Genomic DNA, 24,148 nt, shown 5'->3' on the forward strand with positions numbered 1-24,148 from the left:
GAATGTGAGAAGAAGCAAAGCCACTGGAGCTAGATTATAAAAAAAATAAAAATGGCTCCGCTTTATTAAAAGCGAAGCCATCCCTTACTTACGCTTTTTCTTTTTCTTCTTGAATCCTGGAACGTTCTCAAAGAATGGCTTTTTCTTTTTGCCACCTTTTTTTCCAGAGTGATCCGCTCTGCCTTTTCCGCGGCTGCCGCGCTCATGTTTGCGATCTTTTCCGCGCTCGTCACTACCACGGCCACTACGTTTCTTTCTGCCACCTTTTGGTTGTTCAATGACAATTGGACGGTCTTTGAGTTTACGTCTTGGCGTGCCTTTCATACCGACGATTTCAAAATCAATTGCGCGCTCATCTTTATTGACATTAATCACGCGAATTGTAATTTCATCACCGATGCGGAAGACGTTACCTGTGCGCTCACCAATCATCGCAAAGTGCTGTTCATCATAACGGTAGTAATCATCTGTTAAATAACTAACATGAACGAGACCTTCAATTGTGTTTGGAAGCTCTACAAATAAACCAAAGTTCGTTACAGAGCTAATCATACCATCATACTCTTCACCAATCTTATCAAGCATATACTCTGCCTTTTTCAGTTCATCTGTTTCGCGTTCCGCTTCAACAGCGCGGCGTTCCATATTGGACGAATGCTCTGCGATATCTGGTAACTTCTCATGCCACTTTGCTTGTGTTTCATTGTCTATATTGCCATTAATGATATATTCACGAATCAGCCTGTGAACAATCGTATCTGGATAACGACGAATTGGCGAGGTGAAATGTGTATAGAATTCTGTTGATAGACCGAAATGTCCTAAGCTTTCAGCATCATAACGAGCTTGCTTCATCGAGCGAAGCATAACTGTTGAAATAACTGGTTCTTCTGGCTGACCTTGCACCATTTCCAGAATTTGCTGTAAAGCACGAGGATGCACCTCATTGGCACGTCCTTTTACCGCGTATCCGAAGTTTGTAACGAACTCGAAGAAACGTTCTAATTTATCTTCTTTCGGCTCTTCATGAATACGGTACATAAACGGTACATTCATCCAGTGAAAATGCTCTGCCACTGTTTCGTTTGCAACAAGCATAAATTCTTCAATGAGCTTTTCAGATATTGAGCGATCGCGCAGCACAACATCTGTCGGCTTTCCTTCTTCATCAACTAATACTTTCGCTTCTTTGAAATCAAAGTCAATAGCGCCGCGTCTCATACGTTTTTCACGTAAAATTTGCGCTAATTCTGCCATCTCTTTAAACATTGGAACAAGTGGCTTATAACGTTCCATTAATTCTTCATCTTCATCTTCCAAAATGCTTCTTACATCAGCATATGTCATGCGTTCTGTCGTCTTGATTACACTTTGGAAAATTTCATGTTTTACAACATCGCCTAAATGGTTAATTTCCATTTCACAAGATAATGTTAAACGATCTACTTTTGGATTTAATGAGCAAATTCCATTTGATAAACGATGCGGAATCATTGGAATTACACGATCTACAAGATAGACACTTGTCGCCCTCTCTGCTGCTTCTACATCAATTGGAGAGCCTTCATGAACATAGTGACTCACATCTGCAATATGAACACCTAGCTTATAATTACCGTTCTCAAGCTTCGTGACTGTAACTGCATCATCTAAATCTTTCGCATCTGCACCATCGATTGTCACAATCATTTGGTCACGCAAATCACGGCGATCCTTTAAATCTTCTTCTGAAATTGTTTCTGGTACACTGTTCGCGTGCTCCATTACTTCTTCTGGAAACGCTAAAGGCAAATGATGTTTATGAATAACCGATAAAATATCTACTCCTGGATCATTTTTATGTCCTAAAATTTGAATGACTTCGCCCTCTGCACTTAAACGATTTTGCGGATAGCTAGTAATTTTCACAACTACTTTATGACCTTCAACAGCACCCATAGAGGCGCTTTTCGGGATAAAAATATCGCTTGTCCATCTTTTATTGTCTGGAATAACAAACCCGAAATTTTTTGATTCTGTATATGTACCAACTAATTCTTTCGTTCCGCGCTCCACAATACGAATAATCGTACCTTCTTGACGTGACCCGCTAGATTGTGAGCTAATTCGTGCTAATACTGTGTCTCCATGAAGTGCACCGTTTAATTCTGTCGGCGGAATGAAAAGATCATCGTCTCCCGTTTTCTTCTCTTCTGGAACAACGAATGCAAAGCCACGTGCATGTCCAATTAATTTCCCGCGCACTAAATTCATTTTTTCTGGAAGACCGTAGCGATTACTGCGCGTACGCACAACAAGTCCCGTTTCTTCCATCATAACAAGCGCTTTTACAAAATCTTTAAATCCTGCGGAATCTTCAATTCCAAAGGCAGCCTCTAATTCTTGTATCGTTAGCGGTTTATACGCTTCTTCTTTCATAAATAATAACAACTTATCAATATGTTCTTGAATGATATCTTCCAAGCACAAATACCTCCTTTAAACCCTCATATTGTCTAGTGTATCCGAAAGATGTGGGATATATAAAGTGAAACTTCTACAAACATTCATTTTTCATCCTTTATCTTGCGATTCCTTCTACCTTACAGCCCCCATGAAAAAAAGAGGCAACTAGATCTTACCAATCTAGTTGCTCCAAGAAGTTATATACGTCTTCATGTAGCTCATCACGTTGTTTATCCAGCGTAATGACGTGAGTAGAGTCTTCATACCATTTGATCTCTTTTAATGTAGATTCTACACCGTTATAAATAATGTTTGCGCTGTCAGTATTAATCATTTCATCATGGCGCGCTTGTACAACAAATGTTGGTGCATAAATCATATCTACATTATTGCGTACGTCACGAATTAAATCTTGTAATGCCTTTAATGTATTCATTGGTGTCTTTTTAAATTCGAACATCTCTTGTTCAATTTGCTCTGGCGACTTCTGTTCACGTTTTTTATATTCACGCGCATATGCCAATATACCTTGGTACATTGTTTCTTCACTCTTAATATACATTGGCGCACACATTGGTACTACACCTAAAATAGGAACTGTATAAGCAAGCTTTAATGAGAATACACCACCAAGTGACAATCCAACAGCAGCAATCTTCTCATAGCCTTGATCTTTTAAATGCTGATACGCGTTCATTACATCTTTCCACCAGTCTTCAGGACCTGTATGTACAAGCTGTTCTGGTGGCACACCATGGCCTTTATAAATAGGGGCGTGGCAAGTGTATCCTTTTTTCTCTAAGAAACGCCCTAACATACGTACATCAGCTGAGTTTCCCGTGAAACCGTGCAATAATAAAACAGCGCGGTCTCCACCTTCAAATGTAAATGGTTTCGGAGATGCTAATTTCATCATCTTCTTCTCCTCTTTCTCTTCTGTAGTCTAGTCGTATTGTTTCTGTCCTTAGTTTACCATAGTTCTATTTCCATAATCTAATTTGAAACTTTGTTTACATTATTAAGCACAAAAAAAGAAGAACCACTAGCACAACATTGCTAATGCTTCTTCTTTTTTCTTATAAGTTAAAGTACGTAACACCAATTGTTAATCCGAAGAATAATACAGCTAAAACAACTGTAATACGGCTTAATACCGCTTCTATTCCGCGTGCCTTTTGCTTGCCGAATAACTGTTCCGCACCGCCTGAAATTGCACCTGAAAGGCCTGAACTATTACTAGATTGCATAAGTACCATCACAATCATTAAAATCGATACAATAATTAGTAAAACTGATAAAAACGTATGCATCTTAGCGTACCTCCTACAAGATTCAGTTAGTTTAACTGTAGCATAAATTGTACAGAAAAGCGAGAGCCGTTCGCTTGCTCTCGCTTTTCTATATTATACAAGCATCATTGCAAATAAAGGTCCCAGTAAGCACGTTAAAATAGCCGTTAATGTCATTGTTACCGATCCAATAACACCTTCACTCTCATTATTTTTCATCGCTCTCATAACGCCCATAATATGTGAAGCACAGCCAAATCCAATTCCTTTACCAACCGAATTTGTCACACGGCTCCATTTCAATAAAAAAGGCCCTGTAATCGTCCCACTGATTCCAGCAACAACAACGAACGCTGCTGTTAATGATGGCACACCACCAACTTGTTCTGATACGCTCATAGCAACTGGCATTGTTACTGATTTTGGTAAAGAAGATAAAATTAAACTTTTATCTGTTCCCATCAGCGACGCAATAATAAAGTCACTTGCAATCGCAACCGTTGTTCCCACAATAACACCACCAGCAATCGGCACAACATATTTTCGAAGTACATGGCGCTGTTTATAGAGCGGAATTGCAAATGCTACAACACCTGGTCCAAGTAATTTAGAAATCCAGCCCCCGCCACTTTGCATGTATTGTTGATACGGTACATCCAACATCATTAATAAAATAATCATGAGTACTGTTGCGATAATCATTGGAATCGTAAACGGCGTTGGCAATATCTTATAAATCATTTTAGATAATTGATATATGAACACTGTCAGAAGAACCCAACCAATCCCGATTAATATACTACTCATCTTGTCTCTTTTTCCTTTCTAGTCGCAAGATATTGTCCTGTATGTCCTGCGACAATAATAATTAAAAATGTGCTCGCTACAACTGTAATGAAAAGAGAAATTCCTTTGCTCATAAAAAAAGCACCGTAATTCATTAAACCAATCGTTGGTGGAATTAATAAAAACGGCATAATGGCAACGAGTGTTTCGGCTCCTAAATCAAACCATTTCACAGGAAGAACTTTCAAGCCAAGTAAAATAAGCAATAAAAACATCCCAATCAAACTTCCTGGTATTGGAATTTCCAATATTTCTTGTATCCATGTTCCTAACATGTAAAACACATACAGAGCTACGATTTGAACAATAACTTTTGTAAACTTCATGTTCATCATCCCTCATGTCTATACGATCTTTCCTTTTCTAACCTTATCATAGTATAAATTGTAAAAACCTGCAATTTATCGACTTGACAAGGAAAAACACATTTGTTATACGCTTACATCCTTGATATGACTGGATTTTCGATTCAAATTTACGTCAAAAACATTGACCTAAAGATAACTATTTTTATTTTCTGAATTTTAGCATTCGCTATTGCGATAAAACATTATCTCACATTTCATTTACATAAAAAAACAGACCGTGATTTCTCACGGTCTGCTCTTACTTTCTACCATTATTTTTTAAGGTTGTAGAAAGATTTTAAACCATCGTAAACAGCGATTTCGCCTAGTTCGTCTTCGATGCGTAATAATTGGTTGTACTTAGCAATACGGTCAGTACGGCTCATAGAACCAGTTTTGATTTGACCAGCGTTTGTTGCAACTGCGATGTCAGCGATTGTAGCATCTTCAGTTTCACCAGAACGGTGAGATACAACTGCTGTGTAACCAGCACGTTTAGCCATTTCGATTGCTTCGAAAGTTTCAGTTAAAGTACCGATTTGGTTCACTTTAATTAAGATTGAGTTAGAGATACCTTTTTCGATACCTTCAGCAAGTTTCTTCGTATTTGTTACGAATAAGTCGTCACCTACTAATTGAACTTTTTTGCCAAGACGCTCAGTTAATAATTTGTGACCATCCCAGTCGTTTTCGTCTAAACCATCTTCGATAGAGATGATTGGGAAGTCTTTGCAAAGTTCTTCGTAGAAATCAACCATTTCTGCAGAAGTCATGCTGCGACCTTCACCAGAAAGATCATATTTACCAGTTTCTTTGTTGTAGAACTCAGAAGAAGCAACGTCCATTCCTAAGAATACGTCCTCACCAGCTTTGTAACCCGCTTTTTCGATTGCTTCGATAATTACTTCTAATGCTTCGCGGTTAGAACCAAGGTTTGGAGCGAATCCACCTTCGTCACCTACTGCAGTGTTAAGACCTTTGTCATGTAATACAGCTTTTAATGCATGGAATACTTCAGCACCCATACGGATTGATTCTTTGAATGTTGGAGCACCAACTGGTAGAATCATGAATTCTTGGAAGTCCACGTTGTTATCAGCGTGAGAACCACCGTTGATGATGTTCATCATTGGAGTTGGTAATTGTTTTGCATTGAATCCACCAAGGTAACGATATAATGGAAGACCTACGAAATCAGCTGCTGCGTGAGCTACTGCCATAGAAACACCAAGGATCGCGTTTGCACCTAATTTACCTTTGTTTGGAGTGCCATCTAATTCGATCATAGCACGGTCGATACCAGCTTGGTCAGTTACATCGAAACCAACAATTTCTGGAGCGATAATTTCGTTAACGTTTTTAACTGCGTTAAGCACACCTTTACCTAGGTAACGAGATTTGTCACCATCACGTAATTCTACTGCTTCATATTCACCAGTAGATGCACCACTTGGTACTAATGCGCGTCCGAATGCGCCGCCTTCTGTGTAAACTTCTACTTCTACAGTTGGGTTACCACGAGAATCAAGGACTTCGCGAGCATAAACATCAATGATTGTTGACATACTATTTTCTCTCCTTTAAATTACATAAATTATTTAATAATTGTTTTACCTGTCATTTCTTTAGGTTGTTCAACACCTAGAAGTGTTAGCATTGTTGGAGCGATATCTCCTAAAATGCCACCTTCGCGTAATTCTACATCTTTCTTTGTAACGATGAAAGGAACCGGGTTCGTTGTATGAGCTGTCATTGGAGCTCCATCTGGAGTTAACTCTTCATCTGCATTACCATGGTCAGCTGTAATAATTGCTACACCATCTTTTGCAAGAATTGCTTCTACAACTTTTCCTAAACATTCGTCAGTTGCTTCTACTGCTTTAATTGTTGGTTCCATCATCCCAGAATGGCCCACCATATCACAGTTTGCAAAGTTAAGAATAATTACATCATGTTTATCATTTTCGATTTCATTTACTAAAGCGTCGGTTACTTCGTAAATGCTCATTTCAGGTTTCAAATCATATGTTGCAACCTTCGGTGAGTTAATTAAAATACGCTCTTCCCCTGGGAATTCAGCCTCACGACCACCGCTAAAGAAGAATGTAACGTGTGGATACTTTTCAGTTTCCGCGATGCGAAGTTGCTTTAATCCCGCTTGCGACACAACTTCACCTAATGTGTTATCAAGGTTTACTGGTTTGAATGCCACATAACCATTTACAGTTTCACTAAAGTGTGTCATACAAACGAATTCTGGAATGTGAGGTACTTTTTCACCACGATCGAACTCACGGAAGTCTTCGTTTGTAAATACACGTGCAATTTGAATTGCGCGGTCTGGACGGAAATTATAGAAGATGACTGCATCATCATCATTGATTGTTGCAACTGGCGTTTCATCTTCGTTCACAATTACAGACGGCAATACGAACTCATCATAAATACCATTTGCATAAGAATCCTCTACGCACTCATATGCATTTTTGTAAGTAGGACCTTCGCCATACACCATAGCACGGTAACATTTTTCAACGCGATCCCAACGTTTGTCACGGTCCATGGAGTAATAACGACCAGCAATTGTCGCGAATTGTCCTACTCCTGTTTCTTTTATTACTGCATTTGTTGCATCGATATAGCCTTTTGCGGTTTGTGGTCCAACATCGCGACCATCTAAGAATGCATGAATATATACTTTTTCCACGCCTTCTTTTGCTGCTAAGCGAAGAAGAGCAAACATATGGTCAATGTGACTGTGCACCCCACCATCAGAAAGTAAGCCGAATAAATGAAGGGCTGTACCTTTCTCTTTCACATGTTTAATTGCGTTTTGGAATGTTTCATTCTTATCGAATTCTCCTTCACGAATCGCAACGTTCACACGAGTTAAGCTCTGATATACAATGCGGCCAGCACCGATATTTAAGTGCCCAACCTCTGAGTTACCCATTTGACCTTCTGGAAGACCTACCGCTTCACCACAAGCTGTAAGCGTTGTGTGAGGAAACTTGTTCCAGTATCTATCAAAATTAGGTTTCTTAGCTTGTGCTACAGCATTCCCGTAAGTTTCTTCACGCAGTCCGAAACCGTCAAGAATGATTAAAGCTGTTGGCTTTCTCATTTTACCGCCTCCAAAAGACCTAAGAAGGAAGCTGGCTCTAAACTTGCACCGCCAACTAAAGCGCCGTCGATGTCAGGTTGTGCCATGTATTCTTTAATGTTTCCTGGTTTTACGCTACCGCCGTATTGAATACGAACAGCTTCTGCAGCTGCTGGAGAAACAGCTTCTGCAACAACTTTACGGATGTGTGCACATACTTCGTTTGCATCTTCTGCAGAAGAAGATTTTCCTGTACCGATTGCCCAAATTGGCTCATATGCGATAACAGTAGCTTTCACTTGTTCTTCTGTTAAGCCTGCAAGTGCTTTTGTCACTTGGCCTGCTACTAGATCAAATGTTTTTCCGCTTTCACGTTCTTCTAAAGTTTCACCACAGCAAACGATTGGTGTTAAACCATGTTCAAATGCTGCAAGTGTTTTTTTATTTACTGTTTCATCTGTTTCAGCAAACATTTCACGACGTTCAGAGTGACCAAGTACTACGTAGCTCACTTTTAAGTCGCTAAGTGCTACTGGGCTAATCTCACCAGTGAATGCACCATTTTTTTCGAAGTGCATGTTTTGTGCACCTACTTTTAAGTCAGTTCCTTGCGTCGCTGCTACTAAACGCTCTAAGAATAGAGCTGGAGAGCAAACAACTGCATCAACAGCTGAAGCTGCTGGAATTTGACCTTTTACTTCTTCTACGAAGCTAACTGCTTCAGATAGAGTTTTATTCATTTTCCAGTTACCTGCGATAATTGGTTTACGCATGCTTTGCACCGTCCTTTTTTCTTTGGCTGCTAATTATTTGTCATTCAGACAAACTACACCTGGAAGTTCTTTACCTTCCATAAATTCTAATGACGCACCGCCGCCAGTAGAAATGTGGCTCATTTTATCAGCCATGCCGAATTTTTCAACAGCTGCTGCAGAGTCACCACCGCCGATAACAGAGTATGTACCTTCTGCATCTGCTAATGCTTGTCCTACTGCTCTTGTACCGTTAGAGAATGGAGTCATTTCGAATACACCCATTGGTCCATTCCATACAACAAGCTTAGAGTTTTTAATTACATCTGCATAAATTTCACGTGTTTTTGGTCCGATGTCCACACCTTCCCAGTTTGATGGGATAGAGTCGATATCTACAATTTTAGTTGTTGCAGTTTCAGAGAATTCCTCAGTGATTACAACATCAACTGGCATGTAGAAGTTTACACCTTTTTCTTTTGCAAGTGCCATAAACTCTTTTGCTAGTTCAATCTTGTCATCTTCACATAGAGATAGACCAATTTCATGACCTAATGCTTTTACGAATGTGTAAGCAAGACCTCCACCGATGATTAAGTTATCTACTTTATCTAATAGATGACGAATTACACCGATTTTATCTTTTACTTTCGCACCACCGATGATTGCTGTAAATGGACGATCTGGATTAGAAAGTGCTTTTCCAAGTACTTCTAATTCTTTTTCCATTAAGAAACCTGCTACTGCTGGTAGGTAATCTGCAATCCCTGCTGTAGAAGCATGAGCGCGGTGAGCTGCACCGAATGCATCGTTTACGAAGATATCAGCAAGAGCTGCAAATTCTTTCGCAAGTTCTGCATCGTTCTTTTCTTCGCCCGCATAGAAACGAACGTTTTCAAGAACTAAAATGTCGCCTTCGTTCATTGCTGCAACCATTTCTTGTACAGCTGGTCCGAATGCTTCGTCCGCTTTTTTCACGTCTTTACCAAGAAGTTCACCTAAACGAACTGCTACTGGAGTTAAACGCATTTCTTCTACTACTTGACCTTTTGGACGGCCTAAGTGGCTTGCTAAAATAACCTTCGCACCTTGTTCTACTAAATATTGAATAGTAGGAAGAGCTGCACGAATACGAGTCTCGTCTGTAATTTTGCCATCTTTCATAGGTACGTTGAAATCAACGCGGCAAAATACACGTTTACCCTTTAAATCTACGTCACGAATTGATTTTTTGTTCATTGGATTTCCCTCCGACTAGTTAGGATTGACAAAACCCATTCAAAAGCTTATCACATTTGCTTATAAAACGAAAGAAGAGAGAGGGAACAAACCCTCTCCCTCGTTTTGTCATTGATAACTTATAAACTTAAGGATTAAAGACCTTTTTTAGCCATGTAAGCAGCTAGGTCTACAACGCGGTTAGAGTAACCAGTTTCGTTATCGTACCAAGAAAGTACTTTAACCATGTTACCTTCCATAGTCATTGTAGATAATGCATCAATTGTAGAAGAGTTTGTGCATCCGTTATAGTCGATAGATACTAATGGCTCTTCGCTGTAACCTAGAACGCCTTGAAGTTCACCTTCAGAAGCTGCTTTGAATGCTGCGTTTACTTCTTCAACTGTTACTTCTTTTTCAAGTTCAACAACTAAGTCAACAAGAGAAACGTTTGAAGTTGGAACACGTACTGCGCCGCCGTTTAATTTACCTTTAAGTTCTGGTAATACTAATGCTACCGCTTTAGCTGCACCAGTTGTAGTTGGGATCATGCTCATTGCTGCTGCACGTGCACGACGTAAATCTTTGTGTGGTAAGTCTAAGATTTGTTGGTCGTTAGTGTAAGCATGAACTGTTGTCATCATACCGCGTTTGATACCGAATTTTTCGTTAAGAACTTTCGCGAATGGAGCTAAGCAGTTTGTAGTACAAGAAGCGTTTGATACTACGTTGTGGTTAGCTGCATCGTATGCTTCGTGGTTAACACCCATAACGATTGTGATGTCTTCATCAGAAGCTGGAGCAGAGATGATAACTTTTTTAACTGATCCACCTAAGTGTTTTTCAGCGTCTGCTTTTTTAGTGAAACGTCCAGTAGATTCTACTACGATTTCTACTCCGTAGTCGCTCCATGGTAATTGAGCTGGGTCACGTTCAGCGATAACTTTAATTTCTTTACCGTTAACAACGATGCTGTCGCCGTTTACAGATACTTCTGCATTTAAAGAACCGTGAACTGAGTCATATTTTAAAAGGTGAGCTAATGTTTTAGCATCTGTTAAGTCGTTAATTGCAACTACTTCTACCTCAGGGTTGTTAAGAGCTGCACGGAATACGTTACGTCCGATACGTCCAAATCCATTAATACCAATTTTAACTGTCATTTGAATTTCCTCCTTGGGGGATTATATTAAAGGGGGGTACCCTTTGTTAACTGTTTTGCTGCACCTTCATCTGTAATCAAAATTGAAGTGTGCCCTTGTTTAATTACAGCCTGTATCGCTTTTGCTTTTGAAGAACCTCCAGCGACGGCGACAACATGGGATACATGTTGTAAATCTTTTAATTGCATGCCGACTGTTTGTACCTTATGAACGACATTACCTTGTTCATTGAAGTAATAACCGAAAGCTTCGCCAACTGCTTCATTGTCTTTAATTTTTAACCAATCTGCTTCTGAAGTACTTCTGCGACGTGCCATTGTTAACGCATCACCTATTCCATGAATGACGATATTGGAAGAGCGAATCAACTCAAGAACTTCTTTCACGGAAGGTTCCGTTACAATAGATGCATACGCTTCGCTACTCACTTGATCCGGAACATACAATAAGCGATAATTGCTCATCGTATTTTGTGCCATCTTCGCACAAATGGTATTGGCCTCTAACTCGACCCCTTCTCCAATTCCGCCACGCGCTGGGACAAACAGCATATGTAAATCTTTGCAGTCTAGTTGCATCATGTCCGCAACGGCAGCTAGCGTTGTTCCTCCAGCTACAGCAACGATATTATTTGCCTCCAGACGGTCTTTTATACAAGTTACACAAGCACGGCCCATCTCCAGTTTGACCCAAGGTGATTCATCACTATCACCAGGGACAACGAAAACTTCATCCAAGTCTAATGTTTCCTTAAGTTGTTTTTCTAAAACCTTTAACCCGGAAATTTCTTTCATAAAGTCTTCCAAAGCAAGAACCACAGCTGCTCCTTCTTCTGTTAAAGTCATCCCAGAAGAAGCGACGTGAACTAAGTTTTTTTCTTTCAAAACTTGTACTTCACTTCGCAATACTCGTTCTGTCATGCTAAGACTTGCAGATAAATTTCTTCTTCCAATCGGCTGCATGAGACGAATGTGCTGAAGAATTTGCATTCTTGTTTGCATAACTGGTAGCAAATCGGGTAATAATTTTTTCATGTTCTGAATCCATGAGCGCATATCATTTCTCCTCACTACATTGGTTCACTTACCACGTGGTCGCTTTATGTCCCGCAGTGACATTTTGTGTCCCACATGAGTTAAAAAAATAATCCCTGCTACATGTATTATTGTAACAGGAGATAGAAACTTATTCAACTCTTAACTGACTTGTTTATATAGTTTATTATGACATCTCTGTGAATAATACCATATCCTACCTGTTCTCCATCAATTTCTATAACTGGAATCATCATTTGATACTTCTCTAAAAGCTCCTCGTTGTCATATATATCTATTTCCTCAAGATGAAAAGAATACACCTTTTGCACTTCATTCAAAACTTGTTTTGCCTTTACACAAAGACCACAGTCTGTTTTCGTATATAAAATAATCTTCATCTTCTTCACCTATCCAATTGTTTTTCTCAAAGAAGATGCAGGAATGTGCATTTGTTCCCGATATTTCGCGACCGTTCTTCTTGAAATTACAACCTCATGCTCTTCTTCTAACAATTTCGAAATTTTTTGATCTGAAAGTGGCTTTTTCTTATTTTCTTTTTCTATCAGCGTCTGAATCAATTGTTTTACACGTTTTGTTGAGATTGCTTCATCTTCTGTTGTAATGACTGCATTACTAAAGAATGATTTCATCTCAAACAACCCATATGGCGTTTGTACATATTTGTTACGTGTAGCACGACTAATTGTAGATTCATGTACACCTAACTCTTCCGCTACTTCTTTCAAAGAAAGCGGCTTTAAATGTTCCGGTCCTCTCCAAAAGAAATCATGTTGCTTCTTCATGATCATTTCCATCACTTGTAAAAGCGTTTGTTTCCGCTGTTTCAAACTGCGCATAATCCATTGCACATGCTGATACTTCTCAGAAACATAAGAAGCAACTTCACTCTCACTATTATTCAGAAGTGCACTATATTCTGAATGAATTTCAATTCTCGGCATATTTCCTTCATTCATTTGTAAAATAAGCCGTTCTCCCTCTTTTTTCACTGCCATGTCAGGAACGATATATAGTGGCTTTTCAGATGAAAATGCAAGTCCGGGCTTTGGTTGTAATGATGTAATACAATCAACCGCCTCTTGTAATTCTTCATTATTACATTTCAGCAATTGGATTAGTTTTCGCCAATCTTTCCTCACAAAATAAGAAAAATATTCACTTACAATCCTCTCTGCAAGTACACTTCCCTTTTGTAAACGCTTCAATTGGATCACTAGACACTCTTGAATATTCCGCGCTCCTACCCCTGCTGGCTCTAGTGATTGGACAATCTCTACAGAACGTTCAACGACATCGATGGGCACGGTAAGTAGTTCAGCTAATTCTTCATTCGTTTCTTCTAGATACCCATTTTCATCTAGGTTCATAATGATAAAAGAAGCTGTCTTCCGATGCTCTTCATCTATTTTATAATACTGTATTTGATTTAATAAATGTTGCTGAATCGTTTTAGAATCCACACTATAGATCTCCATTTGATTATCAACTTGCTTGCTCGTACTTTTACTTTTGCTAGAGCTCTTTTTTCTTTCCCTCTCAAAACACCCTAACTCAATAAGGGGATTCTCTAGCGATTGCTCATACAAAAACTCCGACAATTCTTGTACATTGTACTGGAGCATTGTAATCGCTTGCCTCAACTCTTGTGTCATTGCCAAACGTAAGCTTTGTTCTTGTAAAAGACTTGCCTTCAAACTGATCTCCCCCTTGTTTCTATTGTACAATAAGTTTGGTAAAAGGAGAATCCTAACGCAGACACCCATTCCAAAATATTATTAATTTATATGTATTAATGAAACTTATCTCTTACAACTGAAAAATGAATATTATTGAAAGAAACCATTTTATAACCACCTACTAATAGTAAATCTTATTATCAGATATAACAAGAGGATTTTAAAAAAGTATTCTCTCCGTATATTCATGCATCCCATATTCTCAAAAATATTTGGCATAAAAAAAGTCCTAACTCACAATTGTAAGTTAGGACTTTTTGACGCGCCCAGAGGGATTCGAACCCCCGGCAGACGTGGTACCGGAAACCACCGCTCTATCCAGCTGAGCTATGGGCGCATGATAAAACTTTGAAACATCAAAGATTGAAACTCTTTTGTTCTTTACTTGTAGACTAAACAATTTCTCATGAAAGTTTTAGTCCAAGGTGTAAAATCGCACCTCTAATTATACAAGAAGCATTCCTCCATTTCAATAAAAAAAGAGCAGACTACTGATCATTCCCTTTCATATTTGCTTAATCTTTCTTACATTGTCAAATCACCAATATCCCCTGCCCTATTCGTAAACTTTGGTTAATTTTCCATTCCCTCTCTTAATAGACCTAAATTTGGAAAACATATTTTTTCTCCTACTTACAAAATATAACTTGTGAATTGATATTCAAAAGGAGGCTTTATTCAATGACTGTTATTACAAAGCTAAAACAAACAGTAGCAGGTTTAAAAAGTGCACAAGCGAGTTTAGAAGGATTCGCTCTTGATACAGATAATCAGCAGGCAAAACAGCTTTTCCAAACAGCTGCACAACAAACGCAATCTATTATCGATTCTTTAAACCCACGTGTAGAAGAAGTTCAACAAGAAGAGCCTCAATATGCACAACAATAAATGAAAGTACCAACTTATCTAGAAAAAGGATGATTCTATATCATCCTTTTTCAACAAATTACATAAAGCAATAGAAATGGAAGGATGATTATGAGAAAACTCGGAGTGATCACCGCACTACTCGTACTCCTATTTAGTGTATTTACCGGCTGTGACAATAGCCCTTTAGATAAAAAAGTAAAAAAAGAAGAAACAAAAAGACAAGAGCAAAAAGAAGGACCTGAGTTAACAAAAATGAGCACGGAATCCTTTAATCAATCTATTTCACAAGGAGCAAAGAAAATGGCACTTTCTATGGAAGAGATTGAACAAGCTACAGCCGTTAACTCCAATTTAGATCTTTACATAGCCATCAAACCAGAACATCATGAAAGATTTATACTAAAGCCTTTACGAAGTAAACTAAAAAAACGACTGAGCGATGAATATCCAACATTTAACGTTCGCGTCAGTACCGATCGAAAAATCTTTATGCTATTAGATGAGCTGGAAAATAAAATTCAGAAGAAACGAGTAAACAAAGATAAAATTAAAAAACAATTAAAACTCATTCAAACAGAAATGGAATCTAATACGTAATGACACGTGTTCTAAAGGAAAAGGAAGGATTTAAATGTCCAGTAAAGATAAAAATTTAACACCTGTACAACAAGAATATAAAAAATTCGAACAACAACGGGAGCCCAAACGTCCTGTTTTGAAAAATTGCATAAAAGCTTTTTTTGTTGGGGGATTCATTTGTTTGATCGGCCAACTGATTTCAACTTTTTACATTTATTTTTTTGATTTTACTGAGCGTTCCGCTGGAAACCCGACAGTTGCGACTCTTATTTTTATTTCCATGCTACTTACTGGCTTTGGAGTATACGACCGCCTTGGACAGTTCGCGGGAGCTGGGACAGCAGTACCTGTTACTGGATTTGGTAACTCTGTTATTGCCGCTTGTATTGAGCATCGAACAGAAGGATTTGTTCTCGGCGTCGGCGGTAACATGTTTAAGTTAGCTGGATCCGTTATTTTATTTGGTGTATTCTCCGCTTTTGTTATCGCTTTAATTAAAACCATTCTTGTTCAATGGGGAGGGCTGTAAATGCTACAAGGACACCGAACATGGGTATTTGAAAATAAACCAGTTATTATCTCAACGGGAGTCGTCGGTGGCCCATTTGAAGCAAATGGCAAAATTCCTGAAGACTTCGACACTCTTCATGGAGACTTATGGCTCGGCCAAGATTCTTATGAAAAAGCACATACAATTTTGTTTGAGGAAGCTTGTAGCCGTGCGATTGAAAAAGCAAAACTCCGTAAAGATGATATTCAGTTTGTACTCGCAGGCGATTTAATTAACCAAATTACGCCAACGAGCTTTGCATGTCGTACACTTGGCACTCCTTATCTCGGATTGTTCGGAGCTTGTTCGACCTCTATGGAAGGATTGGCACTTGGAGCAAGCATTATAAATGCCAAAGGAGCAAAATATTTATTAACCGGTGCCTCAAGTCATAACACCGCAGTGGAAAAACAGTTCCGCTACCCAACGGAATATGGAGGACAAAAGCCCCCGACTGCTCAATGGACGGTAACTGGAGCTGGCGCTGCTCTTTTAAGCAATCAAGGAAATGGTCCTCAAGTAACATCGGCAACCATTGGACGTGTTGTTGATATGGGACTAACTGATCCTTTTAATATGGGAGGTGCAATGGCTCCCGCCGCTGTTGATACAATTGAAGCACATTTACGTGATCGACAAATCGATGTCTCTTACTATGATTTAATCGTAACAGGCGACCTGGGACATGTTGGACGTGAAATTGCTTACGATTTACTCCATAAACACGGACTAAACATAACGAGCGAACAATTTCAAGATTGCGGAATCATTATTTACCGAGAAGGTCAACCTGTACTAGCTGGTGCAAGTGGCCCTGGTTGTTCTGCAACCGTTGTATACGGACATTTATTAAACAGAATGAGAAGAGAAGAGTTTAAACGAATCCTTGTCGTTGCAACAGGCGCTTTGCTCTCTCCGCTTACTTTTCAACAAGGAGAAACGATTCCTTGTATCGCTCATGCTGTATCAATTGAATTTGGAGGTGCAAAGCAATGATTTTTTTCTGGGCTTTCGTCATTGGCGGTCTCGTATGTGTAATCGGTCAACTCCTGTTTGATATTGTCAAACTAACACCTGCTCATACGATGGCTACACTTGTTGTTGCTGGTGCCATTTTAGATGGGTTCAATTTATATGAGCCGTTAATTGATTTTGCTGGAGCTGGAGCAACTGTGCCAATTACGAGCTTTGGCAACGCTCTCGTTCATGGTGCAATGGAAGAAGCTGCAAAGCATGGTATTGTCGGAGTAATTACCGGAATGTTTAAAGTAACAAGCGCCGGGATATCAGCAGCAATTATTTTCGGATTTATCGGTGCACTACTATTTAAACCAAAAGGATAAGAGGTGTTTTCATGACAGTTATTGCTAACGTAAAAACGTGTCTTGCTAGTTTAAAAGGTGCTCAAGCAAGCTTAAGTACTCTTTCACAAAATACTTCGGATGAAGAAGCAAAGCGCGTATTTCATGAATGCATGTTAGAGATGGATAGCGTTATCGCTGATTTAAAAGATCGAGTTTCAGTATTAGAACGTGAAGAACCTCAATATAAAGGGTTTTAAGCAGACTGGAGGAATTTGCTATGTCTCATCTACCCGAATGGACACTTGTCATTCTCCGCTCTGTATTTATATTAATGATTTTATTCGCTATTACAAAATGGTTAGGTAAAAGACAAATTTCTCAACTTTCCTTTTTTGAATATATAGCGGGAATGACAATTGGTGATATTGCTGCTCAAATCACAACAGGGCTAGATCAAAAATTTTCCCACGGTGTCTTTGCCATACTTATTTTTGCGGTAGTTCCTTTCTTCACAGGTCTTCTTTCTTTAAAGAACAAAGCAGCCAGAGATTTTTTTGAAGGAAAATCTACTGTTTTTATAAAAGATGGTAAAGTTCTCGAGGATAACTTAAAAAAAGAAAAATATACAAGCGACGAATTACTCGAGCTTCTTCGAAACAAAGGAACTTTCAGTATATCTGAAGTCGAATTTGCAGTATTGGAGCCAAGTGGTGAATTAAATGTATTATTAAAAAAAGACCGCCAACCACTTACAGCAAAAGATATCGGCTTAAAAGTACCAAACGAAAAAGAGCCACAAACTGTCATTATGGATGGTAATGTACTCGATGAGCCTCTGTCAGCAAGCGGACATAATCGAGCTTGGCTACATGCTGAACTAGAAAAACTCGGTGTCGTAATTGAAAATGTATTTCTCGGTCAAGTTGATTCGTATGGACAGCTTACAATTGATGTCTATAATGATAAACTTCAAATGCCTTCCCCGCAAAATAAACCTTTATTATTAGCATCTTTAAAAAAATGCCAAGCTGATCTAGAATTGTTCTCATTAGAAACAAAATCAAAATCAGCAAGTGAAATGTATAGTAAAAATGCAAAACAAATCGAACACATTTTAAATAAGGTAACCTACCTTTTAAAAGAATAAAACATGAAAGAACGCCTCTATCAAACAGGCGTTCTTTTATTATTACTACACTTTTTCTTACGTTTAATTTTATGGAATTCGGTTATGATGTTGAAAGGTACATAAGCAGGGAATTGCAAGAAGCATAGCGAATAAATCATCTTACAACTACATATTTTTTGATTTTTTGATTTAAAGTGGTTTTGTTTGACCTTTATTGACCATAATTGTATTATAAGACTAAGAAAGCTTTCAAAGGAGGAAATAACAGATGAATTTAATTCCTACAGTAATTGAACAAACAAATCGTGGAGAACGCGCTTACGATATTTACTCTCGACTATTAAAAGACCGCATCATTATGCTTGGTAGCGCAATTGATGACAATGTAGCAAACTCAATCGTTTCCCAGCTTTTATTCTTGGAATCTCAAGATCCAGAAAAAGATATTCATTTATACATTAACAGCCCTGGTGGTTCTATTACAGCAGGTATGGCCATCTATGACACAATGCAGTTCATTAAGCCAAACGTATCAACTATTTGTATCGGTATGGCAGCATCTATGGGTGCATTCCTACTTGCAGCTGGTGAAAAAGGAAAACGCTTCGCACTTCCAAACAGTGAAGTTATGATCCACCAACCACTTGGTGGTGCACAAGGACAAGCAACTGAAATTGAAATCGCTGCAAAACGCATCCTATTCCTACGCGATAAATTAAACAAAATCCTTGCAGAACGCACAGGCCAACCACTAGAAGTCATCGAACGCGACACAGACCGTGACAACTTCATGACAGCCGAAAAAGCACTAGAATACGGCCTAATCGATAGAATCTTTACAAACCGTTAATACTACTAAAAGCGGAAGCGGCTCGCTCAGAATCGCCACGTAAAAAAGGGCTATCGCAACATTGCGATAGCCCTTTTTATCAAGCACATTACTAAATACCATCAATCCAACACAAGTTATCGACCGCTCGACAATATTCGGCAAGTTCATCCAATCAATAAAAGCTATCGCGTTTACGCGATAGCTTTTATTGATTATTTTGCACGTAAGCAACGAGCGCTTCTAATGCTTCTTCCGCATCTGAACCTTCTGCCGTAATTGTTATGTGACTACCAGATCCAATCGCTAAGCTCATAACCCCCATTATACTCTTAGCGTTAATTGTTTTGTCATCTTTCTCAATGAAAATATCAGCATGAAAGCGATTTGCCTCTTGCACAAACAACGCAGCCGGACGTGCTTGCAAACCATCTTTTCGTGCAACCTCAACTTTTTTTTGAACCACGGCTCCATTTCCCCTTTACCTTTATTTTTTTACTACTGTTTCCCCCGCACGTAATTTCTCCGCAATTTCGTCGATTTTACGCAAACGATGATTGATACCTGATTTACTAATTTTCCCTCCAGATACCATCTCGCCTAATTCTTTCAATGTTACATCTTGATAATTAACTCTTAGTTGTGCAATCTCTCTTAATTTGTCTGGCAAAATATCAAGGCCAACCGTCTCATCAATGTAGCGAATATTTTCAATTTGCCTTAATGCCGCACCAATTGTCTTGTTGAGATTAGCTGTTTCACAATTTACTAAGCGATTAACGGAATTACGCATATCGCGAACAATACGAATATCTTCAAATTTTAAGAGTGCATTATGCGCGCCAATAATATTTAAAAATTCCGTAATTTTCTCTGCCTCTTTTAAATACGTAATATAACCTTTTCGCCTTTCCAACGTCTTACTATTTAAATCAAATCCATTCATCAATTCACATATAGAATCATTATGTTCCTTATATAACGAAAAGATTTCTAAATGATAAGATGATGTTTCTGGGTTATTTACTGAACCACCTGCTAAAAATGCTCCTCGTAAATACGATCTTTTACAACATTTCTTCTCAATTAATTCTTGTGATATATTGCGGATAAACGAAAAGTCCTCTCGAACAATTTGAAGATCTGCTAAAATTTCGCGTGATTTTTCAACAAGCCGAACGATATAGACATTATTTTTCTTTAATCGCATTTTTTTTCGAACAAGTAGTTCTACCGTTACGTTATAGCCCTTTTTCAAAAGTGTATAAATCCTTCGCGCAATTGCTGCGTTTTCCGTTTGAATATCTATGGATAGACGACGATTTGAAAAAGAAAGCGACCCGTTCATTCGAAGTAATGCTGATAACTCAGCTTTCTCACAGCATTCTTTCATTTCAAGCTTTGTGAGCTCTTTCTTTGTTTCCGAAGCAAATGACACAGTCAACACCTCCTTATACAATATTTTGGAACAAAAATCTTGTCCTATATGAATGAGGAGCGTTACCTCAAACGAGGCAACGCACATTTATAACAATGAATATAAAATAGAAGCTAGCTTTAACGTATCATGTCTTACAACATGATTATCATATTTCGCTAATTGGGCTGGAATAACCTCAATATTATTTTCAGTAAAACGTTCTTCATCCACTACAACTGGGGCAGACATTTCTTTCTCATATAACTTACGTAATTCACAGGGAATATCACGGTTATTCACAATTGCAGTATCGATAAATGGTTGTCCTAAATGATCATGTAACGCCTGGACATGATCAAAAGCAGTATATCCCATTGTCTCACCGGCTTGTGTCATAACATTACATACATATACCTTCTTCGCTTTTGCAGCAAGAACAGCGTCCCCAATTTTGTTAACAACTAAATTCGGCAATATACTCGTATACAAACTTCCCGGACCGAAAACAAGTAAATCAGCTCGTTTAATCTCAGCTAACGTCTCATGCAATGGCTCTACATCTTCTGGAGTTAAAAAGACACGGTTAATCTTCTTTCCGTAATAAGGAATTTTTGATTCACCTGTTACAACTTCTCCATCTTCTAGTTCCGCATGAAGTACGGCGCTTTGATTCGCTGCTGGTAATACACGTCCTCTAACATTTAATACTTTACTCGTTTCTGTAATCGCATGGAAAAAGTCTCCTGTAATCGCGGTCATACCTGCCAATAATAGATTTCCTAACGCATGACCCTTCAGTCCGTCTCCTGTTGTAAAACGATGCTGAAATAAAGCTTCCACCAGTGGCTCTACATCCGATAACGCAACAAGTACGTTACGAATGTCACCAGGGGGTGGAATTTCTAGCTCATCACGTAACCTACCCGAACTGCCACCATCATCAGCGATTGTAACAACTGCTGTAATATCAACAGGATATTGCTTTAATCCTCTTAATAAAACAGAAAGTCCAGTTCCTCCTCCCATGATGACAATTTTAGGTTTTCTCTCTTTTTTCATCCTTTAATGGCCCTTTCTCTTCTCCACATCACGATGAGATACATGAACACTATAATCTGGTTTCAAATGTTTCCCAAGGTACTCTGCAAGCGTAACAGAACGATGCTGTCCACCTGTACATCCAATTGCAATTACAAGTTGACTCTTACCTTCTCTTTTGTAATGAGGCAGCATGAAAGTAATCAGATCCGTCAACTTCTCTAAAAACTTATGTGTCTCATTAAACTTTAGTACATAAGATGAAACTTCTTCATCTAGTCCTGTTAATGGCTTCATATGTGGAATGTAGTATGGATTTGGTAAAAAACGAACATCGAATACTAAATCTGCATCAATTGGAATACCGTACTTAAATCCAAACGACATGACATTTACACGAAACGCTTGCTCAGTTTCTGTTGAAAACAGCTGAACAATTTTTTCACGTAATTCTTTCGGTTTTAAATCCGATGTATCAAGCACAATATTCGCTCTTGCTTTCATGTCTGTTAATAAACCGCGCTCCGCCTCGATACCTTTTAAAGGAAGACCAGTTGGCGCAAGTGGATGCGAACGTCTCGTTTCCTTATAGCGCGTTACAAGCGTACTATCCTTCGCATCTAAAAATAAGATATGAGGAATAATCCAAGTTCGTTCTGATAAATCATCAAGTGCTCCCCATAAATGTTCAAAAAACTCGCGGCCACGTAAATCAATACCTAGCGCAACTTTATTCATCTTGCTTTTTGAATCTGCCATCAACTCAACAAACTTTGGCAATAACATCGGAGGTAAATTATCTACACAGAAATACCCTAAATCTTCAAAACTTTGTAGTGCTACTGTTTTTCCAGCACCAGACATTCCTGTAATAATTACCATTTTAATATCATTATTCTCTGTCATCGTATCCCCTCCCGGAAGATTTAGCTTGGGTCTAATCGATATGAAAGTAATTCAAAATCTGGTGTATATACAAATGTACCGTAAATGATACCGTTTCCTTTAATTAAATAATCAATGATATGATAATCCCCCGGTGCCATCGGTAATTCATCAATTTTATCAAGTGTGTGCCAGCCAATAATGCCTTCTTCGCTTTCTAATTTGTTTTCTCCTGCAAAATCAGTTGCCAAGAAGGAGAACATCATCCATTCAGAAACAACTTTATCACCCTCTTGAATGACAAAGGTGAAGACCCCTTTTAATGTTGGGTTCTTTAAATATATCCCTGTTTCTTCACGATATTCGCGAACGACTGAATCTCTTATTGTCTCACCGCGCTCCATCTTCCCGCCAGGTGCAACCCACCAATTTCGACGCGGCTTTTGGAGTAGGAGGACTTCATTCCCTTTCATTAACACACAGTTTGTGACTCTTTGCATGTTTCTTCACCTCAGCTACTTGCGATGAATAATCTCATCTCATCACATACTTACTTCATTATACTATCAAAAACAGTTTGCCACAATGAAGGAGACTCTCTCCCAAAATAAGGGATTCTCTACTTAATTTCTATAAAAAATCCCCTTAACGAACTATATCGCTAAGGGGACTGCTTTCCTTATTTCTTACCGAAATAGGATACAATCACAAACCCTAAAATAAATGTAATAATAGAACTTACAATTGAAATTCCACCGTTCGGAATTCCAGGAAATACGACTGCAATCGATCCAATTACAAGCCCGATAATCGCTGCGAATGTCGTACTTTTATAATTTGATAATAAGTAGCTAATTCCTTTACTACTTACAACAAATCCTACTACAACACCTACACCAATTACAGCAATTAGCGGCAAATTCAATGTTGTTAATGCATGAATTGCAGTTGGGTATACGCCGATAATTAATAAAATAAATGACCCGCTAATACCAGGAAGAAGCATTGCCATACTCGCCAGCCATCCTGCTAAAAACAATCCAATTGTATTTAAAACCGTAAGAGTTGTAATTGGATCCGCAGCTTTATCTGGTTTAAAAAAAGCTGTAGCAGCCACAAGAATAGCCGCAATAATCATGACAATCATATGACTACCTTTAAAGGTTTCTTTCGCATTTGCTTCTCTCATTAACATGGGTAAAATACTAACAATTAAACCAAGAAAGAAGAACTGCGTCGGTTCATAATAATTTGCCAATAAATATTTAATGACATGACTTAATGTTAAAAATGCCGCTGCAACGCCCATAACAAGAGGAATTAAAAAACTTAAATGCTTTTTCCATTCCCGGCTAAAAAATCCGCTAATCGCTGCTAGCAACCTCTCATAAATCCCTAATACAACCGCAATTGTTCCACCGCTTACACCCGGAATTAAATCACTAACTCCCATACAAAAACCACGATATATATTACGCCATTCCATATCGAATAAACTCCTCATTTCTTATCAGCATTTTTTCGTAAACTTTAGTATATCAATAAGAAATCTTATAATCCAAACATTTTTTTACAAACATTTGACAT

Annotated in this window: 27 protein-coding genes and 1 tRNA gene; 8 read left to right on the forward strand and 20 right to left on the reverse strand. The window is 38.5% G+C overall.

Going from position 1 to position 24,148, the window contains the following annotated elements; all coding sequences use genetic code 11:
- Positions 1-84 precede the first annotated feature (84 nt).
- The 14 genes from rnr to BCER98_RS18615 form a co-directional block, all read right to left on the reverse strand.
- Positions 85-2,463 carry a ribonuclease R gene (gene rnr, locus BCER98_RS18550; protein WP_012096127.1) on the reverse strand — a complete coding sequence of 793 codons (2,379 nt, stop codon included), beginning with the start codon at positions 2,461-2,463 and terminating at the stop codon, positions 85-87.
- A gap of 154 nt (positions 2,464-2,617) precedes the next feature.
- Positions 2,618-3,358 (reverse strand): alpha/beta hydrolase, encoded by a 741-nt coding sequence (locus BCER98_RS18555; protein WP_041810118.1) that lies wholly within the window; start codon positions 3,356-3,358, stop codon positions 2,618-2,620.
- Between the two features lie 163 nt (positions 3,359-3,521).
- Positions 3,522-3,755, reverse strand: coding sequence for a preprotein translocase subunit SecG (gene secG, locus BCER98_RS18560; protein WP_012096129.1), 234 nt, complete (start codon positions 3,753-3,755; stop codon positions 3,522-3,524).
- A 93-nt stretch (positions 3,756-3,848) separates the two neighbouring features.
- On the reverse strand, positions 3,849-4,541 hold the full coding sequence (locus BCER98_RS18565) for an LrgB family protein (RefSeq protein ID WP_012096130.1): 693 nt from the start codon (positions 4,539-4,541) through the stop codon (positions 3,849-3,851).
- Positions 4,538-4,906 carry a CidA/LrgA family holin-like protein gene (locus BCER98_RS18570; RefSeq protein WP_012096131.1) on the reverse strand — a complete coding sequence of 123 codons (369 nt, stop codon included), beginning with the start codon at positions 4,904-4,906 and terminating at the stop codon, positions 4,538-4,540. Before BCER98_RS18570 ends, BCER98_RS18565 begins: the two co-directional genes overlap by 4 nt.
- Positions 4,907-5,199: 293 nt before the next feature.
- On the reverse strand, positions 5,200-6,492 hold the full coding sequence (eno, locus tag BCER98_RS18575; RefSeq protein ID WP_012096132.1) for a phosphopyruvate hydratase: 1,293 nt from the start codon (positions 6,490-6,492) through the stop codon (positions 5,200-5,202).
- Positions 6,493-6,521: 29 nt separating this feature from the next.
- Complete coding sequence (gene gpmI, locus BCER98_RS18580) at positions 6,522-8,051, reverse strand: 2,3-bisphosphoglycerate-independent phosphoglycerate mutase (protein ID WP_012096133.1); 1,530 nt, start codon at positions 8,049-8,051, stop codon at positions 6,522-6,524.
- Positions 8,048-8,803, reverse strand: coding sequence for a triose-phosphate isomerase (gene tpiA, locus BCER98_RS18585; RefSeq protein ID WP_012096134.1), 756 nt, complete (start codon positions 8,801-8,803; stop codon positions 8,048-8,050). The genes gpmI and tpiA overlap by 4 nt, the downstream gene beginning before the upstream one ends.
- Before the next feature lie 33 nt (positions 8,804-8,836).
- The gene (locus BCER98_RS18590) at positions 8,837-10,021 is read right to left on the reverse strand and encodes a phosphoglycerate kinase (protein WP_012096135.1); all 1,185 of its coding nucleotides are present in this window, start codon (positions 10,019-10,021) and stop codon (positions 8,837-8,839) included.
- 134 nt (positions 10,022-10,155) lie between these two features.
- Complete coding sequence (gene gap / locus BCER98_RS18595) at positions 10,156-11,163, reverse strand: type I glyceraldehyde-3-phosphate dehydrogenase (RefSeq protein WP_012096136.1); 1,008 nt, start codon at positions 11,161-11,163, stop codon at positions 10,156-10,158.
- A gap of 26 nt (positions 11,164-11,189) precedes the next feature.
- Positions 11,190-12,218 carry a gapA transcriptional regulator CggR gene (gene cggR, locus BCER98_RS18600; RefSeq protein ID WP_012096137.1) on the reverse strand — a complete coding sequence of 343 codons (1,029 nt, stop codon included), beginning with the start codon at positions 12,216-12,218 and terminating at the stop codon, positions 11,190-11,192.
- A 134-nt stretch (positions 12,219-12,352) separates the two neighbouring features.
- Positions 12,353-12,598, reverse strand: a complete 246-nt coding sequence (locus BCER98_RS18605) for a glutaredoxin family protein (RefSeq protein ID WP_012096138.1) — start codon at positions 12,596-12,598, stop codon at positions 12,353-12,355.
- Between the two features lie 9 nt (positions 12,599-12,607).
- On the reverse strand, positions 12,608-13,915 hold the full coding sequence (gene rpoN, locus BCER98_RS18610; RefSeq protein WP_012096139.1) for an RNA polymerase factor sigma-54: 1,308 nt from the start codon (positions 13,913-13,915) through the stop codon (positions 12,608-12,610).
- 303 nt (positions 13,916-14,218) lie between these two features.
- A tRNA-Arg gene (locus tag BCER98_RS18615) sits at positions 14,219-14,294 on the reverse strand.
- Between the two features lie 344 nt (positions 14,295-14,638).
- Between BCER98_RS18615 and BCER98_RS18620 the strand changes: the two genes are divergently transcribed.
- From BCER98_RS18620 to clpP, 8 genes are all read left to right on the forward strand, one after another.
- Positions 14,639-14,845 (forward strand): DUF1657 domain-containing protein, encoded by a 207-nt coding sequence (locus BCER98_RS18620; RefSeq protein WP_012096140.1) that lies wholly within the window; start codon positions 14,639-14,641, stop codon positions 14,843-14,845.
- A 90-nt stretch (positions 14,846-14,935) separates the two neighbouring features.
- On the forward strand, positions 14,936-15,424 hold the full coding sequence (locus BCER98_RS18625; protein WP_012096141.1) for a YhcN/YlaJ family sporulation lipoprotein: 489 nt from the start codon (positions 14,936-14,938) through the stop codon (positions 15,422-15,424).
- A gap of 34 nt (positions 15,425-15,458) precedes the next feature.
- Positions 15,459-15,935 carry a stage V sporulation protein AC gene (gene spoVAC, locus BCER98_RS18630; protein ID WP_012096142.1) on the forward strand — a complete coding sequence of 159 codons (477 nt, stop codon included), beginning with the start codon at positions 15,459-15,461 and terminating at the stop codon, positions 15,933-15,935.
- Positions 15,936-16,952, forward strand: coding sequence for a stage V sporulation protein AD (gene spoVAD, locus BCER98_RS18635; protein WP_012096143.1), 1,017 nt, complete (start codon positions 15,936-15,938; stop codon positions 16,950-16,952). It abuts the gene before it with no gap.
- A complete protein-coding gene (spoVAE, locus tag BCER98_RS18640) occupies positions 16,949-17,299 on the forward strand; it encodes a stage V sporulation protein AE (protein WP_012096144.1) in 351 nt (116 codons plus the stop codon). Before spoVAD ends, spoVAE begins: the two co-directional genes overlap by 4 nt.
- 11 nt (positions 17,300-17,310) lie before the next feature.
- Positions 17,311-17,517 carry a DUF1657 domain-containing protein gene (locus tag BCER98_RS18645; protein ID WP_012096145.1) on the forward strand — a complete coding sequence of 69 codons (207 nt, stop codon included), beginning with the start codon at positions 17,311-17,313 and terminating at the stop codon, positions 17,515-17,517.
- 20 nt (positions 17,518-17,537) lie between these two features.
- On the forward strand, positions 17,538-18,407 hold the full coding sequence (locus BCER98_RS18650; RefSeq protein WP_012096146.1) for a DUF421 domain-containing protein: 870 nt from the start codon (positions 17,538-17,540) through the stop codon (positions 18,405-18,407).
- A gap of 250 nt (positions 18,408-18,657) precedes the next feature.
- A complete protein-coding gene (clpP, locus tag BCER98_RS18655) occupies positions 18,658-19,239 on the forward strand; it encodes an ATP-dependent Clp endopeptidase proteolytic subunit ClpP (RefSeq protein WP_012096148.1) in 582 nt (193 codons plus the stop codon).
- Positions 19,240-19,426: 187 nt separating this feature from the next.
- Here the strand turns inward: clpP and BCER98_RS18660 are convergent, their stop codons facing one another.
- The 6 genes from BCER98_RS18660 to BCER98_RS18685 form a co-directional block, all read right to left on the reverse strand.
- Positions 19,427-19,684 (reverse strand): HPr family phosphocarrier protein, encoded by a 258-nt coding sequence (locus BCER98_RS18660; protein ID WP_012096149.1) that lies wholly within the window; start codon positions 19,682-19,684, stop codon positions 19,427-19,429.
- 21 nt (positions 19,685-19,705) lie between these two features.
- Positions 19,706-20,656 (reverse strand): DNA-binding protein WhiA, encoded by a 951-nt coding sequence (gene whiA, locus BCER98_RS18665; RefSeq protein ID WP_012096150.1) that lies wholly within the window; start codon positions 20,654-20,656, stop codon positions 19,706-19,708.
- Between the two features lie 87 nt (positions 20,657-20,743).
- Positions 20,744-21,697 (reverse strand): gluconeogenesis factor YvcK family protein, encoded by a 954-nt coding sequence (locus tag BCER98_RS18670; RefSeq protein WP_012096151.1) that lies wholly within the window; start codon positions 21,695-21,697, stop codon positions 20,744-20,746.
- 3 nt (positions 21,698-21,700) lie between these two features.
- Entirely contained in the window at positions 21,701-22,582 is an 882-nt protein-coding gene (rapZ, locus tag BCER98_RS18675; protein WP_012096152.1) for an RNase adapter RapZ, read from the reverse strand.
- 20 nt (positions 22,583-22,602) lie between these two features.
- A complete protein-coding gene (locus tag BCER98_RS18680) occupies positions 22,603-23,061 on the reverse strand; it encodes an NUDIX hydrolase (protein ID WP_012096153.1) in 459 nt (152 codons plus the stop codon).
- 179 nt (positions 23,062-23,240) lie between these two features.
- Positions 23,241-24,047, reverse strand: coding sequence for a DUF368 domain-containing protein (locus tag BCER98_RS18685; protein ID WP_012096154.1), 807 nt, complete (start codon positions 24,045-24,047; stop codon positions 23,241-23,243).
- Positions 24,048-24,148 lie beyond the last annotated feature (101 nt).

The sequence above is a fragment of the Bacillus cytotoxicus NVH 391-98 genome, assembly GCF_000017425.1.
GTDB lineage: Bacteria > Bacillota > Bacilli > Bacillales > Bacillaceae_G > Bacillus_A > Bacillus_A cytotoxicus.